17 protein-coding genes are annotated in these 19294 nt (G+C 60.4%); 8 read left to right on the top strand and 9 right to left on the bottom strand.

Going from position 1 to position 19294, the window contains the following annotated elements:
- The first annotated feature begins 141 nt into the window (after positions 1–141).
- The 4 genes from L8I05_RS23945 (at position 142) to L8I05_RS23930 (ending at position 7211) form a co-directional block, all read left to right on the top strand.
- A complete protein-coding gene (locus L8I05_RS23945) occupies positions 142–1947 on the top strand; it encodes a phenylacyl-CoA dehydrogenase (protein ID WP_242171771.1) in 1806 nt (601 codons plus the stop codon).
- 207 nt (positions 1948–2154) lie between these two features.
- Complete coding sequence (locus L8I05_RS23940) at positions 2155–3444, top strand: GGDEF domain-containing protein (RefSeq protein ID WP_177017934.1); 1290 nt, start codon at positions 2155–2157, stop codon at positions 3442–3444.
- Between the two features lie 90 nt (positions 3445–3534).
- Positions 3535–5304: an acyl-CoA dehydrogenase C-terminal domain-containing protein gene (locus L8I05_RS23935; RefSeq protein ID WP_242171770.1), complete on the top strand. Its 1770-nt coding sequence runs from the start codon at positions 3535–3537 to the stop codon at positions 5302–5304.
- A 128-nt stretch (positions 5305–5432) separates the two neighbouring features.
- Entirely contained in the window at positions 5433–7211 is a 1779-nt protein-coding gene (locus L8I05_RS23930) for an acyl-CoA dehydrogenase C-terminal domain-containing protein (RefSeq protein ID WP_159960402.1), read from the top strand.
- 238 nt (positions 7212–7449) lie between these two features.
- Here L8I05_RS23930 and L8I05_RS23925 read toward each other — a convergent pair whose 3' ends face one another.
- Positions 7450–8337 carry a LysR family transcriptional regulator gene (locus L8I05_RS23925; RefSeq protein WP_159960400.1) on the bottom strand — a complete coding sequence of 296 codons (888 nt, stop codon included), beginning with the start codon at positions 8335–8337 and terminating at the stop codon, positions 7450–7452.
- Between the two features lie 209 nt (positions 8338–8546).
- On the opposite strand from L8I05_RS23925, the gene L8I05_RS23920 reads away from it, so the two are divergent.
- From L8I05_RS23920 to L8I05_RS23905, 4 genes are all read left to right on the top strand, one after another.
- Positions 8547–9806, top strand: coding sequence for an aminotransferase class III-fold pyridoxal phosphate-dependent enzyme (locus tag L8I05_RS23920; protein ID WP_242171769.1), 1260 nt, complete (start codon positions 8547–8549; stop codon positions 9804–9806).
- A gap of 236 nt (positions 9807–10042) precedes the next feature.
- Positions 10043–10408, top strand: a complete 366-nt coding sequence (locus tag L8I05_RS23915; RefSeq protein WP_242171768.1) for a type II toxin-antitoxin system RelE/ParE family toxin — start codon at positions 10043–10045, stop codon at positions 10406–10408.
- On the top strand, positions 10392–10712 hold the full coding sequence (locus L8I05_RS23910) for a DNA-binding transcriptional regulator (protein ID WP_197626580.1): 321 nt from the start codon (positions 10392–10394) through the stop codon (positions 10710–10712). The genes L8I05_RS23915 and L8I05_RS23910 overlap by 17 nt, the downstream gene beginning before the upstream one ends.
- A gap of 94 nt (positions 10713–10806) precedes the next feature.
- Positions 10807–10965 (top strand): YqaE/Pmp3 family membrane protein, encoded by a 159-nt coding sequence (locus L8I05_RS23905; RefSeq protein ID WP_010207008.1) that lies wholly within the window; start codon positions 10807–10809, stop codon positions 10963–10965.
- A 5-nt stretch (positions 10966–10970) separates the two neighbouring features.
- Here the strand turns inward: L8I05_RS23905 and pqqE are convergent, their stop codons facing one another.
- From pqqE to L8I05_RS23865, 8 genes are all read right to left on the bottom strand, one after another.
- Positions 10971–12122: a pyrroloquinoline quinone biosynthesis protein PqqE gene (gene pqqE / locus L8I05_RS23900; RefSeq protein WP_106575539.1), complete on the bottom strand. Its 1152-nt coding sequence runs from the start codon at positions 12120–12122 to the stop codon at positions 10971–10973.
- Positions 12094–12369, bottom strand: coding sequence for a pyrroloquinoline quinone biosynthesis peptide chaperone PqqD (gene pqqD, locus L8I05_RS23895; RefSeq protein ID WP_242171766.1), 276 nt, complete (start codon positions 12367–12369; stop codon positions 12094–12096). The genes pqqE and pqqD overlap by 29 nt, the downstream gene beginning before the upstream one ends.
- Positions 12366–13118, bottom strand: coding sequence for a pyrroloquinoline-quinone synthase PqqC (gene pqqC, locus L8I05_RS23890; protein ID WP_017138042.1), 753 nt, complete (start codon positions 13116–13118; stop codon positions 12366–12368). The genes pqqD and pqqC overlap by 4 nt, the downstream gene beginning before the upstream one ends.
- 11 nt (positions 13119–13129) lie before the next feature.
- Positions 13130–14041, bottom strand: a complete 912-nt coding sequence (pqqB, locus tag L8I05_RS23885; protein ID WP_122309721.1) for a pyrroloquinoline quinone biosynthesis protein PqqB — start codon at positions 14039–14041, stop codon at positions 13130–13132.
- A 70-nt stretch (positions 14042–14111) separates the two neighbouring features.
- Entirely contained in the window at positions 14112–14186 is a 75-nt protein-coding gene (gene pqqA / locus L8I05_RS23880) for a pyrroloquinoline quinone precursor peptide PqqA (protein WP_003194766.1), read from the bottom strand.
- Positions 14187–14344: 158 nt separating this feature from the next.
- Positions 14345–16720 (bottom strand): pyrroloquinoline quinone biosynthesis protein PqqF, encoded by a 2376-nt coding sequence (pqqF, locus tag L8I05_RS23875; RefSeq protein ID WP_242171948.1) that lies wholly within the window; start codon positions 16718–16720, stop codon positions 14345–14347.
- A gap of 48 nt (positions 16721–16768) precedes the next feature.
- A complete protein-coding gene (locus L8I05_RS23870; protein ID WP_242171765.1) occupies positions 16769–17563 on the bottom strand; it encodes a carbon-nitrogen hydrolase family protein in 795 nt (264 codons plus the stop codon).
- Between the two features lie 10 nt (positions 17564–17573).
- Positions 17574–19256, bottom strand: a complete 1683-nt coding sequence (locus L8I05_RS23865; protein WP_242171942.1) for an NAD(P)/FAD-dependent oxidoreductase — start codon at positions 19254–19256, stop codon at positions 17574–17576.
- Positions 19257–19294: the final 38 nt, after the last annotated feature.

The raw sequence follows: 19294 nt of genomic DNA, 5'->3' as shown, positions 1-19294 counted from the left end.
TTGATCCGCGTCATGACAAATGGCGTCTGGACGATGCTTGACAACCCCAGGTCGTAAACGTATGTTTCAAACACCTGTTTGACCGCCAGCACACATCCACGCGGTTGTTCATCCCAGATACATCAGCAGAGGTTTATCGCTATGCCTGACTACAAGGCCCCCTTGCGTGATATTCGCTTCGTTCGTGACGAACTGCTCGGTTATGAAGCGCACTATCAGAGCCTGCCGGCTTGCCAGGACGCTACCCCGGACATGGTTGACGCCATCCTTGAGGAAGGCGCCAAGTTCTGTGAGCAAGTGCTGGCACCGTTGAACCGCGTGGGTGACATCGAAGGGTGCACCTGGAGTGAGTCAGGCGTTAAGACCCCTGCTGGTTTCAAAGAAGCCTACAAACAGTTCGTCGAAGGCGGCTGGCCAAGCCTGGCCCACGACGTCGAGCACGGTGGCCAAGGCCTGCCGGAATCCCTGGGCCTGGCGGTGAGCGAAATGGTTGGCGAAGCCAACTGGTCGTGGGGCATGTACCCAGGCCTGTCCCACGGTGCGATGAACACCATCTCCGAGCACGGCACCCCTGAGCAGCAAGACGCCTACCTGACCAAGCTGGTCTCGGGCGAATGGACTGGCACTATGTGCCTGACCGAGCCGCACTGCGGCACTGACCTGGGCATGCTGCGCACCAAGGCCGAGCCTCAGGCTGATGGCTCCTACAAGGTTTCCGGCACCAAGATCTTCATCTCGGCCGGTGAACACGACATGGCCGACAACATCGTCCACATCGTACTGGCCCGCCTGCCGGATGCACCGGCCGGCACCAAAGGTATCTCGCTGTTTATCGTGCCGAAGTTCCTGCCGAACGCCGACGGTTCGATCGGTGCGCGCAACGCGGTGACCTGTGGTTCCCTGGAACACAAGATGGGCATCCACGGTAACGCCACCTGCGTGATGAACTTCGACGCGGCCACCGGTTTCCTGATCGGCCCGGCGAACAAAGGCCTGAACTGCATGTTCACCTTTATGAACACCGCTCGCCTGGGTACCGCGCTGCAAGGCCTGGCCCACGCCGAAATCGGCTTCCAGGGCGGCCTGAAATACGCCCGCGATCGCCTGCAAATGCGCTCGTTGACCGGCCCGAAAGCACCGGACAAAGCCGCTGACCCGATCATCGTGCACCCTGACGTGCGCCGCATGCTGCTGACCATGAAAGCCTTCGCCGAAGGTAACCGTGCGATGGTGTACTTCACCGCCAAGCAAGTGGACATCGTCAAGTACGGAACCGACGACGAAGCGAAGAAGCAGGCCGATGCCCTGCTGGCCTTCATGACCCCAATCGCCAAGGCGTTCATGACCGAAGTCGGTTTTGAGTCCGCCAACCACGGCGTGCAGATCTACGGCGGCCACGGCTTTATCGCCGAGTGGGGCATGGAGCAGAACGTTCGCGACAGCCGCATTTCGATGCTGTACGAAGGCACCACTGGCATTCAGGCACTCGACCTGCTCGGCCGTAAAGTGCTGATGACGCAAGGCGAAGCGCTCAAGGGCTTCACCAAGATCGTGCACAAGTTCTGCCAGGCAAACGAAGGCAACGAAGCGGTCAAAGAGTTCGTTGCACCACTGGCGGCACTGAACAAAGAGTGGGGCGAGTTGACCATGAAGGTCGGCATGGCCGCGATGAAAGACCGCGAAGAAGTCGGTGCCGCGTCGGTGGATTACCTGATGTACTCCGGTTACGCCTGCCTGGCTTACTTCTGGGCCGACATGGCACGCCTGGCTGCCGAGAAACTGGCTGCCGGCACCAGCGAAGAGGCGTTCTACACCGCCAAGCTGCAGACCGCGCGCTTCTACTTCCAGCGCATCCTGCCGCGTACTCGTACGCACGTTGCAACCATGCTGTCGGGTGCCAACAACCTGATGGACATGAAAGAAGAAGACTTCGGCCTGGCTTACTAAGCCTTACCGGGTTCTCTTGAAAACCGCCGCTGCCTTTGGGAGCGGCGGTTTTTTTATTGGCTTATAAAAAACACAGTACAGCACTCAGGGATTGCGCTTGGCTGCCGTTAAAGTGATGGCAATGTGATACAGGTCACATTGAATGTGCTTAACTGTGCGCAGTGAAGGCACTGTGCCATCTTTTTTGAGTGGGTCGGAGCTTTACCCTTGTCGCGCGCGTCCGCTGTACGTTTCAGTCATTTTCTTCCCTCGTTGCTGCTGTTGCTGGCCGGGCTCTCGGCTGCGTATGTCAAAGATCTCAACGTGTTCTTCACCTCGCTGTTCAACGTACTGCCGACCTTGGTGCTGTTGCTCGGCGGTTCGTACTGCGCGGTGTATCGGCGCCAGCGTGAACTGTTTTTGATGGTCACGGTGTATGTCGTTTACTTCCTGCTGGACACCCAGACCGATTACTACCGTGACAACGGGCGCGTGCGCGAAGATGCGGCGGTGGTGTTTCATCTGTGTTGCCTGTTGTTGCCGCTGCTGTTCAGCATTTATGCGCTGTGGCAGGAAAAAACCCACCTGTTCCGCGACTTCGTGGCGCGCTGCGCCGTGCTGTTCGCCGTCGGCAGCGTGGCACTGGCGCTTGAGCAGAGTTTCCCGCAGGCCTTGTTGAGTTGGTTGGCGGAGATTCGCTGGCCGGCCTTGCATGGCCGATGGATGAGCTTGATCCAGCTGTCGTACCCGATGTTCCTGATTGGTTTTGTCACCCTGGCGGCGCAGTACTGGTATCAGCCGCGCCCTTTGCACGCCGCGCAATTGGTGGGGCTGCTGGGGCTGTTCTGGATGTTGCCGCAAACCTTCATCCTGCCGTTTACGCTGAACATCATGTGCAGCCAGGTCATGCTGATGATCGCCGCCGGCGTGGCGCATGAGGCGTATCAAATGGCCTTCCGCGATGAGCTGACCGGTTTGCCCGGCCGCCGTGCCCTCAACGAGCGCATGCAGCGGCTGGGGCGCAACTATGTGCTGGCGATGAGTGACGTCGACCACTTCAAACGCTTTAACGACACCCACGGCCATGATGTCGGCGACCAGGTCTTGCGCCTGGTGGCCAGCAAGCTGTCCAAGGTCAACGGCGGCGGGCGCGCCTACCGTTATGGCGGTGAGGAGTTTGCCGTGGTGTTCGCCGGCAAGACCTTGGACGAATGCATGCCGCACCTGGAAGAGATTCGCGAGATCATCGCCAACTACGACATCAAGCTGCGCAACCCGGATCGCCCACACGACGATCAGCAGGGCCGCCAACGCCGCGCGGGCAGCGGCGCGTCGAGTGTGTCGGTGACCGTCAGCATCGGCGTAGCCGAGCGTCAGGCCGAGCAACGCACGCCGGAAGAAGTGCTCAAATCCGCCGACCAGGCGCTGTACGCCGCCAAAGGCGCAGGGCGTAACTGTGTGGTTGCGGCCGGGCAAACCCGGCGTGGCGCGGTGCGGATGGAGACGGCTGCCGGTTGAGTGATGGCGGTGTATTCAGCGGTTCTACAGTGATTGTTTGCGGCGGTGGCCGGCAGTAGGTTGAAACCATCTGCTGCCGGAGACATCGCCATGCCTGAGTACAAAGCTCCCCTGCGCGACATGCGCTTTCTGATCGACCACGTGTTTGATTTCCACGGCCACTACGCCGCGCTGGGCGCAACGGACGCCAGCCCGGACATGGTCAGCGCGATCCTCGAAGAAGGCGCCAAATTCTGCGAAAACGTGCTGTCGCCGCTTAATCGCAGCGGCGATGAAGAAGGCTGCCATTTCGACAACGGCGTCGTCACCACGCCCAAGGGCTTCAAGGAAGCCTTCGCCCAGTACGTGGAAGGCGGCTGGCACGGCGTGGCGGCGGACCCGGCCTTCGGTGGCCAGGGCTTGCCGCACTCTTTGGGCCTGGTGCTGAGCGAAATGATCGGCTCCAGCAACACATCCTGGGGCATGTACCCTGGGCTGACCCACGGCGCCATGTCGGCGATCCACGCCCACGGCACGGATGAGCAGAAAGCCACTTACCTGACCAAACTCACCGCCGGCGAGTGGACCGGCACCATGTGCCTGACCGAAGCCCATTGCGGCACCGACCTGGGGCTGATCAAAACCCGCGCCGTGCCCCAGGCGGACGGCAGCTATGCGCTCACTGGCAGCAAGATCTTCATCTCCGCCGGCGAGCACGACCTGAGTGCCAATATCATCCACCTGGTGCTGGCCAAGTTGCCGGATGCACCGGCGGGCACCAAAGGTATCTCGTTGTTTATCGTGCCCAAGTTCCATGCCGATTCGGGTGAGCGCAACGCGGTGCACTGCGGCTCCATCGAGCACAAGATGGGCATCAAGGCGTCGGCCACGTGCGTGCTGAATTTCGACGGTGCCAGGGGCTTCCTGATTGGCGAGGCGAACAAGGGCCTCAACTGCATGTTCACCATGATGAACCACGCGCGTCTGGGCACCGGCATGCAGGGCCTGTGCAACGGCGAAGCGAGTTTCCAGGGCGCGATCAAATACGCCAACGACCGCCTGCAGATGCGCTCGCTCACCGGCGCCAAGGCCCCGGAAAAAGCCGCCGACCCGATCATCGTGCACGCCGATGTGCGGCGTATGTTGCTGACCATGAAAGCCTTCAACGAGGGCAACCGCGCGCTGACCTACTTCACCGCGCAATTGCTCGACACCGCGCACCTGGGCAGCGACGCCGGCCAACGCCAGGAAGCCGAAGACCTGTTGGCGTTCCTTACGCCCATCTGCAAAGCCTTCATGACCGATACGGGGCTTGAGGTGACCAACCACGGCATGCAGGTGTTCGGCGGCCACGGCTATATTCGCGAATGGGGCATGGAGCAATTGGCGCGCGATGCCCGTATTGCGCCGATCTATGAAGGCACCAACGGCATCCAGGCGCTCGACCTGCTGGGCCGCAAGGTGCTCGGTAGCCAAGGCAAGCTGTTGCGCGGTTTCACCAAGATTGTGCATAAGTTTTGTGCGGAGAATGCCGAGCATCCGCAACTCAAGGCCCATGTGGCGCAGCTCAATCAACTGAATCAGCAATGGGGCGAGTTGACGATGCAGGTCGGCATGGCCGCCATGAAAAACCCCGATGAAGTCGGTGCAGCGGCGGTGGATTACTTGATGTACAGCGGTTACATCATCCTCGCCTACCTGTGGTTGCGCATGGCGATTGCGGCTCAGGCACACGACGACACCGAGTTTGCCCAGGCTAAGTTGGCGACCTGCGACTTCTACTTCAAACGTTTGCTGCCGCGTACGGCGACGCACCGGGCAGCGGTGGAGGCGGGCAGCGAATGCCTGATGAGCCTGCCGGCTCAGTTGTTTGCACTGTAGGCGGCGTGACTTATAAATACTTAATAGTCACGAAAGGACCCTATGTGTCTGAAAAGTTGTTCGGGTACACTCGGAGCTTGTAAAACCGATCCTATCGAATCACTTTTTACGTTCTCACGAGGTTTGCCATGGCTGATTACAAAGCGCCGCTGCGTGATATGCGCTTCGTCCTCAACGAAGTTTTTGAGGTCGCCAAGACTTGGGCCCAATTGCCGGCATTGGCAGACACCGTGGATGCCGAAACTGTCGAGGCGATCCTTGAGGAAGCCGGCAAAGTCACGGCCAAATCCATCGCTCCGCTTAGCCGTAACGGCGATGAGCAAGGTTGCCGTTGGGCGGACACCGTGGTCAGCACGCCGGATGGTTTTCCACAGGCCTATAAAACCTACGCCGAAGGCGGCTGGGTGGGCGTAGGCGGCGATCCGATCTTCGGCGGCATGGGCATGCCCAAGGCCGTTTCGGCCCAAGTCGAAGAGATGATCAACTCGTCGAGCCTGGCGTTCGGCCTGTACCCGATGCTGACATCCGGCGCCTGCGTGTCGATCAACACCCACGCCAGCGAAGCACTCAAAGCCACCTATTTGCCGAAGATGTACTCCGGCGAGTGGGCCGGCTCCATGTGCCTGACTGAAGCGCATGCCGGGACCGACCTGGGGATTATCCGCACCAAGGCCGAGCCTCAGGCGGACGGTTCCTACACGATCAGCGGCACCAAGATTTTTATCACCGGCGGCGAACACGACCTCACCGAAAACATTATCCACCTGGTGCTGGCCAAGCTGCCTGACGCGCCGGCCGGACCAAAAGGCATCTCGTTGTTCCTGGTGCCGAAGTTCATGGTCAATGCCGACGGCAGCTTGGGCGCGCGTAATCCGGTGAGCTGTGGCTCCATCGAGCATAAGATGGGCATCCAGGCGTCTGCGACCTGCGTGATGAACTTCGATGCAGCCGTGGGTTACCTGGTGGGCGAGCCGAACCGTGGGCTGGCGGCGATGTTCACCATGATGAACTACGAGCGCCTGGGGGTTGGTATCCAGGGCTTGGCGTCGGGTGAGCGCTCGTATCAGAACGCGATTGAATATGCGCGTGATCGTCTGCAAAGCCGTTCGCCGACCGGCGCCCAGGCCAAGGACAAAGTCGCCGACCCGATCATCGTGCACCCTGATGTGCGCCGCATGTTGCTGACCATGAAGGCCTCGAACGAAGGTGGCCGCGCGTTCTCCACCTACGTGGCCACGCAGTTGGATATCGCCAAGTTCAGCGAAGACGCTGCCGCCCGCGAGCGTGCCGACAATCTGGTGGCGTTGCTGACGCCGGTTGCCAAAGCATTCCTCAGCGACCTGGGCCTGGAAACCACCGTACTCGGCCAGCAAGTGTTCGGCGGCCACGGCTACATTCGCGAGTGGGGCCAGGAGCAGCTTGTTCGGGATGTGCGCATCACGCAGATCTACGAAGGCACCAATGGCATTCAGGCGCTGGACTTGATGGGGCGCAAGATCGTCGGCAGCGGCGGTGCGTTCTACACCTTGTTTGCCGACGAGATCCGCCAGTTCATCGCCACGGCGGGTGCCGAACTGGGTGAGTTCACCCGTCCGCTGAGTGCGGCGGTGGATAATCTGGATGAGTTGACCGCCTGGGTGCTGGACCGTGCCAAGACCAACCCGAATGAAATCGGCGCGGCCTCGGTGGAGTACCTGCACGCCTTTGGCTACATGGCCTATGCCTATATGTGGGCGCGCATGGCCAAGGCGGCGTTGGGCAAAGAAGCTGAGGAAGACTTCTATGCCAGCAAACTGGGCACCGCGCGCTTCTACTTTGCTCGCCTGCTGCCGCGTATTCATTCGTTGAGTGCGTCGGTAAAAGCCGGTAGCGAATCGCTGTTTTTGCTGGATGAAGCACAGTTTTAAAGGCTTGGAGGGCGTGTAAGCATTCTCTTACATCACCTGCTGCTATTCGTCCTCTATCGCCAAATTGGATCCACGGATAATCTACTTCACATGGACGTCGCGCAGGAAGCGCAAAGCAACAACACGGACACGTAGGATTCTGCCAGGACGGCGGAGTGAAATGGATGTCAGGGAAACAGTCTGCAAAGCCCCGCTTCGGCGGGGTTTTCTTTTGCCTGCGAAAAAGTCAGACAGGCGCCTACGGGGCATTCATCACGTCTTCCAGCAAGGTGCGCAGCAGCGCCACCGTGGCTTGCTGGCGTTGTACGTCGCGGCACACCAAACCCACTTTCAGCGCCACCCTCGGTTCACTCAAGGGTTTCCACAGTAGCGCCTTGCTGTTGTGCTCGTCCTGGGAGCGCCCCGGCAATACGGTGGCCAGCTTGGTGTGGGGCAGGCTGTCGAGAATACCCACCATCGTGTTGAGCTCCGCCTGCACTTGCGGCCTGCGGCCCAGGTTGGACAACTGCCCTTGCCAGATCTGCCGCACTTGAAACTCCTCGCCCAATAGCAACATCGGCAACTCGGCCGCCTGTTTCAGCGAGACTTTCTTGAATTCGCGCAGGGGATGGTCCTCGGGGATGACCACCTTCAATTCATCTTCATACAACAGCACGCCGTGCAGCCCCGGCTGGCGCGGCGGCAGGTAGCTGATGCCGATGTCCAGCGAGCCGTTCAGCAGCCGGCGTTCAATCTCCATGCCCGTCAATTCGTAGATCTGCACCACCAAATGCGGCTGAGCTTTGCGCACGCGCTCAAGCATTTGCGGGACCAGGCTGGTGTGCACGGTTTGCAGCACGCCGATGGCCAAGGTGCGCATCGCCTGGCCCTTGAAGTTGCGCAAGGCTTCAACCGCCTGCTGCATGCCGTCGATCAGCGGCAACGCGTGGTTGTACAAGGTATGCGCGGCGAGCGTCGGCAACAGGCGCTTGCTGCTGCGCTCGAACAGGCTCACATCCAGGTTCTGCTCCAATTGGCGAATCTGTTGCGAGAGGGCCGGTTGAGAGATCGATAAACGCTCCGCCGCCCGGCCCACGTGGCCTTCCTCATACACCGCGACGAAATAACGCAGTTGCTTGAAATCCATAAGAGTTACTTATCGAAAAAGCTGGAAAATCGAAATGGCCGATGGCCGCTTGGAGGCCTAGTCTAGCGCCTATTCGCAGGGCTTACAGGGCCGGATCGGGCAATGAACAGCGTATTTGTTGATAGCGTTTACATAGGCAAGGCAAAACACCTCAAGGCTCGGTTTGCACGGGGCATCGACCAAGGTCCGGTTGCCATCGGGGGTAAGCTGTGAATCTGTTTCGCCGCCCTGCGCCGAGCCTGGACGATTTGATCCTCGACGCCCCACGTGACCTTTCCAGTGACAGGGTGATGCACACCGCGGCAAGGCCTGCGCAGGTGTTTGTGCGTGGCCAGGGCTCCTGGCTCTGGGACAGCGACGAGCGCGCCTACCTGGATTTCAGTCAGGGCAGCGCCGCCAACAGCCTTGGCCATAGCCCGCAAATATTGATCAAGGCCCTGGCCGATCAGACTCAAGCGCTGATCAACCCAGGCAATGGCCTGCACAACCGCGCCCAGCTGAACCTTGTCGATCGGCTGTGCCAGCACACCGGCAGCGATCAGGGTTACCTGCTCAATAGCGGCGCCGAAGCCTGCGAAGCCGCGATCAAGCTGGCGCGCAAATGGGGCCAACTGCATCGCGGCGGGGCTTATCGCATCATCAGCGCCAGCAACGCTTGCCACGGCCGCAGTTTCGCAGCGATGGCGGCCTCGGCCAATGGCGGCGCAAACCGCTTTGAGCCGCAATTGCCGGGTTTCAGCCATGTGCCCTTCAACGACCTGCCAGCCCTGCACGCGGCGGTGGATGCACAGACCGTCGCCATTATGCTGGAGCCGATTCAGAGCGAAGCTGGCGTAATTCCCGCCACCGAGCACTATTTGAAAGGTGTTGAGCGGCTGTGCCGCGAGTTGGGAATCCTGCTGATCCTCGATGAAGTGCAAACCGGCATGGGCCGCTGCGGCAGCCTGCTCGCCGAACAACAGTATGGCGTGCGGGCCGACATCATCACCCTCGGCAAGGGCCTGGGCGGCGGCGTGCCATTGGCGGCGTTACTGGCGCGCGGCACAGCGTGCTGCCTGGAGGTGGGCGAATTGGACGGCACCCATCATGGCAATGCATTGATGGCCTCGGCTGGCGGGGCGGTGCTCGAAACGCTGCTGGAACACGGCTTTCTCGAACACGTCCGTGAGTCAGGCCTTTACTTGGGCGAAGGCCTCGCCCGTTTGGCTTATCGCTACGACCACGGCCAACTACGTGGACATGGCCTGATGTGGGGCCTGACGTTGTCGGATGATTCCGCAGATGCCGTCGTAAAAGCAGCCCTGCATGAAGGCCTGATCCTTAACGCCCCGCAACCCAACTGCCTGCGCTTCACACCGGCCCTGACGGTGAGCAAAAGTAACATCGACGAAATGCTCCTGCGCCTGGCCCGCGCCTTCTCCCGCGTGCGCACCGCACAACTGCAATGCCGCAAGGGCATCGCCGTTTAAACCCTAGATTCCAGAACCGTCTCGCGGCATACGCGGCGCCTCCAGCCTGATTCTTTTGGCTGGGGGCGTTTTTTTGTCGGTGAAATTTTTGGATTGAAAGCGTTGATTGAGCCTTATTGAGAGCAGTGGTTTTTTACAGGCATCGGCAAGGACTGCCGCTGGGGCATGAAAAATTTCGAGCGTGCCTCATTTCTAATCTGTACCACTGAGTGGTATGTTTGCGGGAAGGGATATCCATGAGGCTTAGGTTGTTCAAGACGCGGCATTTTGCTGATTCGGCCAGCAAGGCCTGGGTCTGTGATTCGGAGTTGAGAGAGGCATTTGGCCAGATGCTGAAGGGCCAAGCTGATAATTTAGACGGCGGTGTTTGGAAGAAACGTCTGAATCAGAACCGGCATCGCTCCATAGTCTTGGCCAGGGGCAGGCATTACTGGGTTTATCAGCTTCTGTTCGCCAAACAGGATCAAAGCAATATCAGTCAGAAGGATTTAATTGCGTTTCGAGCGATGGCGAAGACTTATGAAGCTTTAAGTGAAATACAGGTTCAGCAGCTACTGGATCTCAAGGAGTTTGTGGAGATATATCATGACCAAGAAATATGAGAGTGAAGCGCTGGAGTCCATTCATCAATCAGCCAAGGCGTTGTACTCGATAGGCGCCATCAGCAAAACCACGCTTCGTGAGTTTGACGAAATGTGCCTTGCAACGGTGCCGGCGCAAATCCCGGCCGAACAAATCAAGCAACTCCGCGAAAACAGCCACGTAAGCCAACCTGTATTCGCCCGTTACCTGAACACCAGCGCCTCCACGGTGAAGAAGTGGGAGTCCGGCGAGAAGCAACCCAGCGGCATGGCACTCAAGTTACTGAGCATCGTGCAGAAGCATGGGTTGGAGATTCTGGCCTGAGGATGGCCCCGTGCCAGATCCCAGTGAACCCTCACGAACGGCCAAGGTCGATTAGCTACACGGCTCACACGAGCCGATCTTCTGGAGCTGACCCATGGACATTATTCGTATCATCATCGCCATCCTGCTGCCGCCACTGGGTGTGTTCCTGCAAGTGGGCTTCGCCGGTGCGTTCTGGCTGAACATCCTGCTGACCTTGTGCGGTTACTTCCCCGGCATCATTCACGCCGTGTACATCATCGCCAAACGCTAAAACCCTCAGCCTTTTGCAATGAGCCGTGAGTTGCGCTCGTTGCGAAAGGCCAACTGCTCAATGGTCTGAGTGGCATGTTCGGCCTCTTCCCGCGCTTGCAGGATGATGCCGTGCTGCTCGGACTTGCTGCACACCGGGTCGGCGTTGCTTGCGTCCCCCGTGAGCATGAATGCCTGGCAGCGGCAGCCGCCGAAGTCTTTTTCCTTCTCGTCGCATGAACGGCACGGCTCGGGCATCCAGTCGTAGCCGCGAAAGCGGTTGAAGCCAAACGAGTCGTACCAGATGTGCTGCATGCTGTGGTCGCGCACATTGGGAAATTGCACCGGCATCTGTCGGGCGCCGTGGCAAGGCAGGGCGGTGCCGTCCGGCGTAACCGTGAGGAAGATGCTGCCCCAGCCGTTCATACAGGCTTTCGGGCGTTCCTCGTAGTAATCCGGCGTGACGAATATCAGCTTGCACGGGTGGCCTTCGGCTTCGAGCTTGGCACGGTATTCGTTGGTGATGCGTTCGGCGCGTACCAGCTGTTCTTTGGTCGGCAACAACCCCACACGATTGAGCTGCGCCCAGCCGTAGAACTGGCACGTGGCGAGTTCGACAAAGTCCGCCTCCAAAGCGATACACAGCTCAATGATGCGGTCGATCTTGTCGATATTGTGCCGATGGGTTACGAAATTCAACACCATCGGGTAGCCATGCGCCTTTACTGCACGGGCCATCTCCAACTTTTGCGCGAAGGCCTTTTTTGAGCCGGCCAGCAGGTTGTTCACCTGTTCGTCGCTGGCCTGGAAACTGATCTGGATATGGTCCAGCCCGGCTTTCTTGAAGTCGCTGATCTTCTGCTCGGTGAGGCCGATGCCAGAGGTGATCAGGTTGGTATAGAACCCCAGCTTGCGCGCCTCGGCGATCAGTTCGGCAAGGTCCTGGCGCACCAGCGGTTCACCGCCGGAAAAGCCCAATTGCGCGGCACCCATTTCCCGCGCTTCACGAAACACCTTGATCCACTGTTCGGTGCTCAGCTCCTTGCCCTGTTCGGCAAAATCCAGCGGGTTGGAGCAATACGGGCACTGCAACGGGCAGCGATACGTCAGCTCCGCGAGCAGCCACAGCGGCAGGCCGACCGGTGGCTTCTCAGGCAAGTTCGATCCAGTGCTGAGCACGGGCGACCTCCATGAAATCCTCGATGTCTTTACCCAGTTCAGGTACGCCGGGGAATTGCTTATCCAGCTCGGCGATGATGGCGGCCACATCGCGCTCGCCATCGATCAGGCCGCCGATCAACGCGGCGCTGTCGTTGAGCTTGATCATGCCTTCCGGGTAGAGCAACACGTGGCCTTTTTGCGCCGGCTCGTATTGGTAGCGATAGCCCTGGCGCCAGGTTGGTGTTCTGCTGCGATCAAAGCTCATAGGGTGATCCCTTTATGCCACACCCGCTGCTCGGTCACGCTGTGATAGGGCGGGCGTTTCAGTTCGTAGGCCATGCTCATGGCATCCAGCATGCTCCACAGGATGTCCAGTTTGAACTGGAGAATTTCCAGCATGCGCTCCTGGCCCTCACGGGTAGTGTAATGCTGCAGCGTGATCGCCAAGCCGTGTTCCACATCGCGACGGGCCTGGCCCAGGCGGGTACGGAAATACTCGTAACCGGCCGGGTCGATCCATGGGTAGTGCTGCGGCCAGCTGTCGAGGCGCGACTGGTGGATCTGCGGGGCGAACAGCTCGGTCAGCGAGCTGCTGGCGGCTTCCTGCCAGCTGGCACGGCGCGCAAAGTTGACGTAGGCATCCACCGCAAACCGTACGCCGGGCAGCACCAGTTCCTGGGAACGCAGTTGGTCTGGGTCTAGGCCGACTGCCTGGCCCAAGCGCAACCAGGCTTCGATGCCACCGTCTTCGCCAGGGGCGCCATCGTGGTCGAGCAGGCGCTGTATCCACTCGCGGCGGATCTCGCGGTCCGGGCAGTTGGCCAGGATCGCGGCGTCTTTCAGCGGGATGTTCACCTGATAGTAGAAACGGTTGGCGACCCAGCCCTGAATCTGCTCGCGCGTGGCGCGGCCCTCATACATCGCCACGTGGTACGGGTGATGGATATGGTAGAAGGCGCCCTTGGCCCGCAGGGCTGCTTCGAATTCGGCAGTGGTCAACGGTGTATCAGTCATCTCGATTGCTCCTACAATTCAAGGCTCATGCCGTCGTAAGCCACTTCGACATTGCGCCGCACCAGTTCCGCTCGCTCGGGGGAATCTTCATCGAGGATCGGATTGGTGTTGTTGATGTGGATAAGCACCTTGCGCTGCTCGGGCAACTGCTCCAGCACTTCCAGCATGCCGCCGGGGCCGTTCTGCGCCAAGTGGCCCATCTCGCGCCCGGTGCGGGTGCCGACGCCTCGGCGCTGCATTTCATCGTCGTCCCACATCGTGCCGTCCACCAGCAGGCAATCGCTGCCGGCCATGATCTCCAGCAACGGCGCGTCAACCTTGCCCAGGCCCGGGGCGTAGAACAGTTTGCCGCCAGTGCGCAGGTCTTCGACGATCAGGCCGATGTTGTCGCCGGGGTGCGGGTCGAAGCGGTGCGGCGAGTAGGGCGGTGCGGCGCTGCGCAGTGGCAGCGGAGTGAAACGCAGGTTGGGGCAGGCCGGGATGGTGAAGCTAGCGTCCAGCTCGATGCGGTTCCAGGCCAGGCCGCCGTTCCAGTGCGTGAGCATGGTGAACAGTGGAAAACCGGTGCTCAAGTCTTCATGGACCATGTCGGTGCACCACACCTGGTGCGGGCAGCCTTCGCGCAAGCTCAACAGGCCGGTGGTGTGGTCGATCTGGCTGTCCATCAGGATGATCGCGCTGATCCCGGTATCGCGTAGCGCGCGGCCGGGTTGCATCGGGGCGAAACCCTGCAGTTGCGCGCGGATATCCGGCGACGCATTGCACAGTACCCAATTCACGCCATCGTCGGAGATTGCGATAGACGACTGAGTGCGCGCCTGCGCCCGCAGGCTGCCGTCGCGAAAGCCTGCGCAATTCACGCAGTTGCAGTTCCACTGCGGGAAACCACCGCCGGCGGCGGAACCTAGAATCTGGACAAACATGATCGCTCCATCAGCAAAGCTCAAAACAAAAACGCCCCGGGCGAACCGAGGCGTTGTATTACTCAGCCAATCAACGGCTGGCGAAGTACATGGTGACTTCGAAACCAATACGTAGATCAGTGTAAGCAGGTTTGGACCAGGTCATATTCATACTCCTACGAGGGATGGGACGTTCACTACTCAGCAATACATATAGTCCACCTCCAACCGGAGATGTTCAGAGGTGTGCGTATGAATGTTACGCAATTCTTTTCAAGTTAGCGCTGTCTTGGTGGAAAAAGCCTTTTGCAGGGCCAGCAATGATCAGGCTCCTGTCTGCCAGGAATCACTCACTCGGGTGCCGTTGGCCACACAGCGCCAGCCGCCTGCAGCATCGTTGAGTTGTTGGGTGGCGTGCTGCAAGTCCGCGTGCGTGAGGGTTTGGATCAGCTGTTGAAGCTGTTGCAGATAACCCGACGAATGGCCAGCCAGCTGTGCGTGCCAGAGCAGGTCGGCGGCTTGGGCGATGGGCAATGCCTGGGCGCTGAATTGCTGCGTCAGGGCCTGGTTGCCCAAGTCGGCATAATTGTCGATCAGCGCCGGCAGTTGGGTCAGGAAGGTTTGCAGGTGTTCGACGATCCCCGCCAGGGAGATACTTGGCGATTGCACGCCAAAAAGCAGGCCGGTTTGCCCATTAATCTGTCGGATGCCGCTGAATACTGCGTAGCCGACTTGCAGTTCGACGCGCAGGCGTTGGTAGAACGGGCGCTGGATCAGATGGCCGAGCAGGCGCCATGCGGCTTCATCGGCCAGGGATTGGGTTGGCGTCGGGCAAAACAGCAGCAATGCGGCTTCGCTAGAGTCGGTCTTCACCTCGTGCCAGAGCCGTTGGCCGTCGAGGCTTTGGGGCGTGTGTTCGAGGCTTGCCGGCTGGCCAGGCAGTCGCGCCGCAGCGGTCTTGATCGCCGTTTCACACGCCGCGGGCAAGGCTGTGCCCAGCCCCTGCCAGCGTGCAGTGTTCCATGACGCTGATGTCTTGCTCGTCCCGGAACCCTTACCGACACAGTAAGCCGGTAACGCCTTGAGCAGTTCCCGGATGGCAATCATCGGCGTTTGGGCGGTGGGTGACGGCGCCTCATCGGTCCGGCTCAGGTTGAGCGCCAGCGCTTCGACTACGGCAGGCATCGGTTCGTGAAGCCCGACCATTTTCACCAACCAATCATTGCCGAGGGTTTCGAAAGATAAATCCACTCCCGCCTGACGCGCATTTTCGCGCAGCGGCTGCAACGCACTTTCCAGCCCGGCTGGGGCGGCGGATTCAAATCGCCATTGCAGGTACAGCGCGCCTTCATCAGTGCCATCCGCCAAGGCCTGGCTGAATGTCAGCGCCGACACGTCTCGCCGCCCCCGCGAGCGATCCTGGGCAAAGGTGCGCAAACCACGATGAGCGCTGGTCTGGCCGCGAATCAGGCCCGCACGTTCTTCCTTGGCTGGCGGGCGCAGGAATGGATTGCCGGGCGGCAATTGCCAGGCGTGCTCGGCGGGCGGCAGGTGCAGTGAGTCAAGCATGGCCTTGAGGGCTGCAACACCCTGTTCCGACAAGTCTTCGCTGGTGTTTCGAGCCAGTGCCAGGGCGCCCTGGATCTGTTGCTGGCGAGCGCTCAGCAAGGCGAACTCTTCGCGCACCGGCGTCCAATTGCTCTGTGCGAAAAAACTCAGCCAGTCGTGCAACAACGCTTCGATATGAGTAGCCGCGTCGCCTTGAGTACCGAGCGTGATATCGATATCCAGCAGCGCTTGCCCGGCAAAGTGATACAGCACCGATGCCTGCAGTTCGGTCGCCAGCTTTTGCGCTTTCAGCGCCGCCAGCAAGCCGCCGGGGGCGCAGGCGTTGAGCCAGGTGCAGAGAAAATCCAGTGCTTCGCGCGGCACGTCGCAGGCAATGACATGGTGCAGGTGGTTGTTCGCGGTGTGTTGATAGCCCTGCGCTGCGCCTCGCATCAGCGCGGGCGGTTCGGCCTGTGGGTGGAAAGGCCCAGAGGCCAATGCCTGGCTGAATCGCTGCGCCAATGCTTCCAACTCTTCCAATGCTTGCGGCCCGGCAAGGCTCAAGGTCATCTGCCCGCTTCTGTAAAAAAGCGCGTGGAATTCCCGCAAAGCTTGCTGAAATGCCTCACGCTCCACCGGCAAACTGTCCCGATTACCTGCATGAAAACCGCGCAATGGATGATCGGCTGCCAAGCTCTCCAGCAGCGCGACCTCCTGCTGTGCCTTGGCATCCTGGGACCAGGCGACGAACTCGGCGTGCAGCACTTCGCGCTCCCGCAGTTGGTCTTCAACCGCCAGGCGCGGATGGGTCAGCATGTCCGCCAGCCGTTCCAGTCCATCCGCAAAGGCCTGCACGGGCAGTTCGAAAAAGTAGTCCATGGTGCGCTCGCGGGTACTCGCATTGACCTGTCCGCCATGCCGCTGCACGTGGGCCATCAGCCCTTCGTCGGTGGGAAAACGCTGCGTCCCGAGAAACAACAAATGCTCAAGAAAATGCGCCAGCCCCGGCCATGCCAATGGCACGTCATGGCTACCGGCGGCCACCCGTAAAACGGCAGCGCAACGCTTTAAACGTGGCGCACGGCGTAGGGACACCCGCAGGCCATTCGCGAGGGTCAGGTGGAGGTGATGAGGCTGGGCCGGCGCAGGCATGGGCACTTCCGAAACGTAGGAGGTGGCCATGTTAACAAACCGGCCGGGTCAGGGCTTGTGCAGCGCGGCGTACAGCTCGGGGCGACGGTCTTGCAGGTAGTGATTGGCGACGCGGGCGTCGATGATGGATTGGCGATCCAGCTCCCCGACAATCAGCGCCTCATCCAGCCCGGCCTGGGCGACGCACTGGCCATTCGGCGCTGCAATACTGCTCTGGCCGCAATACTGAATTTCGCCTTCCTGCCCGCAATAGTTGGCGTAAGCCACATAACACTGGTTTTCATAGGCCCGTGCCCGAACGGTGACGTCGGCGACGAAGTCGAACGGCACCATATTGGCGGTGGGCACTAAAATCAGTTCAGCACCGGCCAGGGCCAGACGCCGGGTGTTTTCCGGGAACTCCAGGTCGTAGCAGATCAGGAAACCAAGCTTCCAACCGTTCAGTTCCACCAACGGGAAATCATCTTCCCCGGCACTGAACATCGAGTGGTCCAGGTCGCCAAACAGGTGAGTCTTGCGGTAGTTGCACAGGCGCTGGCCATGGGAGTCTATTAACTGCACGGCGTTGTAGATCTGCCCGTCCTCGGCCCGCTCCGGGTAGCCATACACAATCGCCAGCCCCGCGCTCCTGGCAAGCTCGGCAATCGCCTGAGCCGACGCGCCATCCTGTGCCTCGGCCAGCGCGCCAACCGCTTCGGCGCCGATGTTGTAGCCGCTGAGAAACATCTCCGGCAACACCAGCACATCCGCGCCCGACGCCTCATGGGCGAGCTGGTGCAGGCGCTTGAGGTTGCCGGCCACATCCAGCGGCAGCGGTGGGCATTGGTACAGGGCGACGCGCATATTCAACTCCTTAATCGGCCAGGGCGATTGGGCCGATTTCGTCGAATACATCACCCGGCCCCGGGTTCTGCGGATGGGTGCTGCCACCGAAGTGGGTCATGATGCCCCACACCGCGTTCAGCGAAGTTTGTACCGCGCCTTCTACCCAGGCGGGCGTCCAGGAAACGTCATCACCGGCGATAAAAATCCCACGTTGTTCGGCGGGCATGTCCTTCTGCATAAAGTGCGCATACATCCGCTGGTTGTAGCGATAGTGACCGGGCAAAGCGCCTTTGAAAGCCCCGAGGAAATGCGGGTCGGCTTCCCAGGACACGGTGATCGGGTCGCCGATGATGCGCGCCTTGATGTCGACTTTCGGGTAGATCTTTTTCAGTGCGTCCAGCGCCAGTTTCACGCGCTTGTCGATGGGCTGCGGGAGCATTTTCAGCGCGTCGCTCATCCACGAATATGACAGGCAGATCACGCCCGGCTTGTCGTCGCCGTTGTCGAACAGGTAAGTGCCACGGGTCAGGCGATCGGTGAGGGTCATGCTCATCAGGTCGCGGCCGGTTTCCGGGTCTTTGTCTTTCCAGAATGGGCGATCGACCATTACAAAGGTTTTCGACGACTGCATGTAACGGGTGCGGTCCAGGGCCATCCACATTTTTTGCGAGAACAGGGTTTCGTCGCATTCGATTTGGGTGGTCAGCAGCCAGCTTTGGCAGGTGGTCAGCACGGCGGCGTACTCGCGTGTGTCGCCGTAGTTGTCGGTCACGGCAAAGCGCCCACCGTCGGCGTGCGCGATGCGCTTCACGCCGGCGCGTGGCGCGCCACGATGCAACGAGCTGAGACTGGTGCCCGCCGGCCAATGGGCGCAACGCTCCGGCACATGGCGCCAGATGCCCATGGGCACTTGTGCCACGCCGCCGACAACCAGGTGCTGGTGGTCGTCGCAGTTGGTCATCACCACGCGGAAGATTTCCAGCATCGAGTTGGGGAAGTCCGAGTCCCAGCCGCCGGTGCCGAAACCCACTTGACCGAAGACTTCGCGGTGCGCGAACGACAGTTTGGCGAAGGCCTTGGAGGTGGCGACGAAGTCATAGAAGGTGCGGTCATCCCACAACGGTACCAGCTTGTTCCACAGCGCTTTGAGGCGCGGCACGTCGCGATCGCGGATGGCCTGCTGGATATCACCGAACTGCGAACCAGCTTCCAGCGCATCCGCCCAGGCGTCGGCGACCTCCTGGAACAGCACCGGCAAGTCCGAGAGTTTTTGTGCGTAGTGGGTCTGGCCTTCGAGGTCGACCACCGTGCTGCCGGAGGCTGGCGTCAGCGGGTTGGGGAAGGGCTTGGTCTCCAGGCCCAGCTTGTCCACATAGTGGTAGAACGCGGTGGACGACACCGGAAAACGCATGCCGCCCAGCTCGGCGATAATGCCTTCGGCACCTTCAAACGCCTGGGAACGCAAGCGGCCGCCCATCTTCGACGCTTCGTACACCACCGGCTTGAGGCCCAGCTTCATCAGCTCATAAGCGGCCACCAGACCCGCGATCCCGGCACCCACAATCGCCACTTCGGCGCCATGGTTGGCGGCAGGAATGCTGCCCAGGCCGGCCGGATGCTCGATCCAGTCATCAAAGGCAAACGGAAAATCCGGGCCAAAGATGGTGATGGGTTTTTTACCGTCGGCGGGGTGGCGATTGGTCTTGCTGATGGTGCTGGACGGAATGCTCATGGCTGACCTTACTGACG

It is taken from the genome of Pseudomonas sp. MONT-RG-20F-20-E-7-02 (genome assembly GCF_022662395.1).
Classification (GTDB): domain Bacteria; phylum Pseudomonadota; class Gammaproteobacteria; order Pseudomonadales; family Pseudomonadaceae; genus Aquipseudomonas.
The sequence above is the reverse complement of the archived record's forward strand: the minus strand, read 5'-3'. Positions and strand labels throughout refer to the sequence as shown.

Excerpts from the sequence above, each read along its gene's own strand:
- L8I05_RS23935 (WP_242171770.1), top strand. The coding sequence starts at position 3,535 with ATGCCTGAGTACAAAGCTCCCCTGCGCGACATGCGCTTTCTGATCGAC.
- pqqD (WP_242171766.1), bottom strand. The coding sequence starts at position 12,369 with ATGAGCTTTGATCGCAGCAGAACACCAACCTGGCGCCAGGGCTATCGC.
- pqqF (WP_242171948.1), bottom strand. The coding sequence starts at position 16,720 with ATGCCTGCGCCGGCCCAGCCTCATCACCTCCACCTGACCCTCGCGAAT.
- L8I05_RS23910 (WP_197626580.1), top strand. The coding sequence starts at position 10,392 with ATGACCAAGAAATATGAGAGTGAAGCGCTGGAGTCCATTCATCAATCA.
- L8I05_RS23915 (WP_242171768.1), top strand. The coding sequence starts at position 10,043 with ATGAGGCTTAGGTTGTTCAAGACGCGGCATTTTGCTGATTCGGCCAGC.
- L8I05_RS23925 (WP_159960400.1), bottom strand. The coding sequence starts at position 8,337 with ATGGATTTCAAGCAACTGCGTTATTTCGTCGCGGTGTATGAGGAAGGC.
- L8I05_RS23945 (WP_242171771.1), top strand. The coding sequence starts at position 142 with ATGCCTGACTACAAGGCCCCCTTGCGTGATATTCGCTTCGTTCGTGAC.
- pqqB (WP_122309721.1), bottom strand. The coding sequence starts at position 14,041 with ATGTTTGTCCAGATTCTAGGTTCCGCCGCCGGCGGTGGTTTCCCGCAG.
- L8I05_RS23905 (WP_010207008.1), top strand. The coding sequence starts at position 10,807 with ATGGACATTATTCGTATCATCATCGCCATCCTGCTGCCGCCACTGGGT.
- L8I05_RS23870 (WP_242171765.1), bottom strand. The coding sequence starts at position 17,563 with ATGCGCGTCGCCCTGTACCAATGCCCACCGCTGCCGCTGGATGTGGCC.
- L8I05_RS23930 (WP_159960402.1), top strand. The coding sequence starts at position 5,433 with ATGGCTGATTACAAAGCGCCGCTGCGTGATATGCGCTTCGTCCTCAAC.
- pqqC (WP_017138042.1), bottom strand. The coding sequence starts at position 13,118 with ATGACTGATACACCGTTGACCACTGCCGAATTCGAAGCAGCCCTGCGG.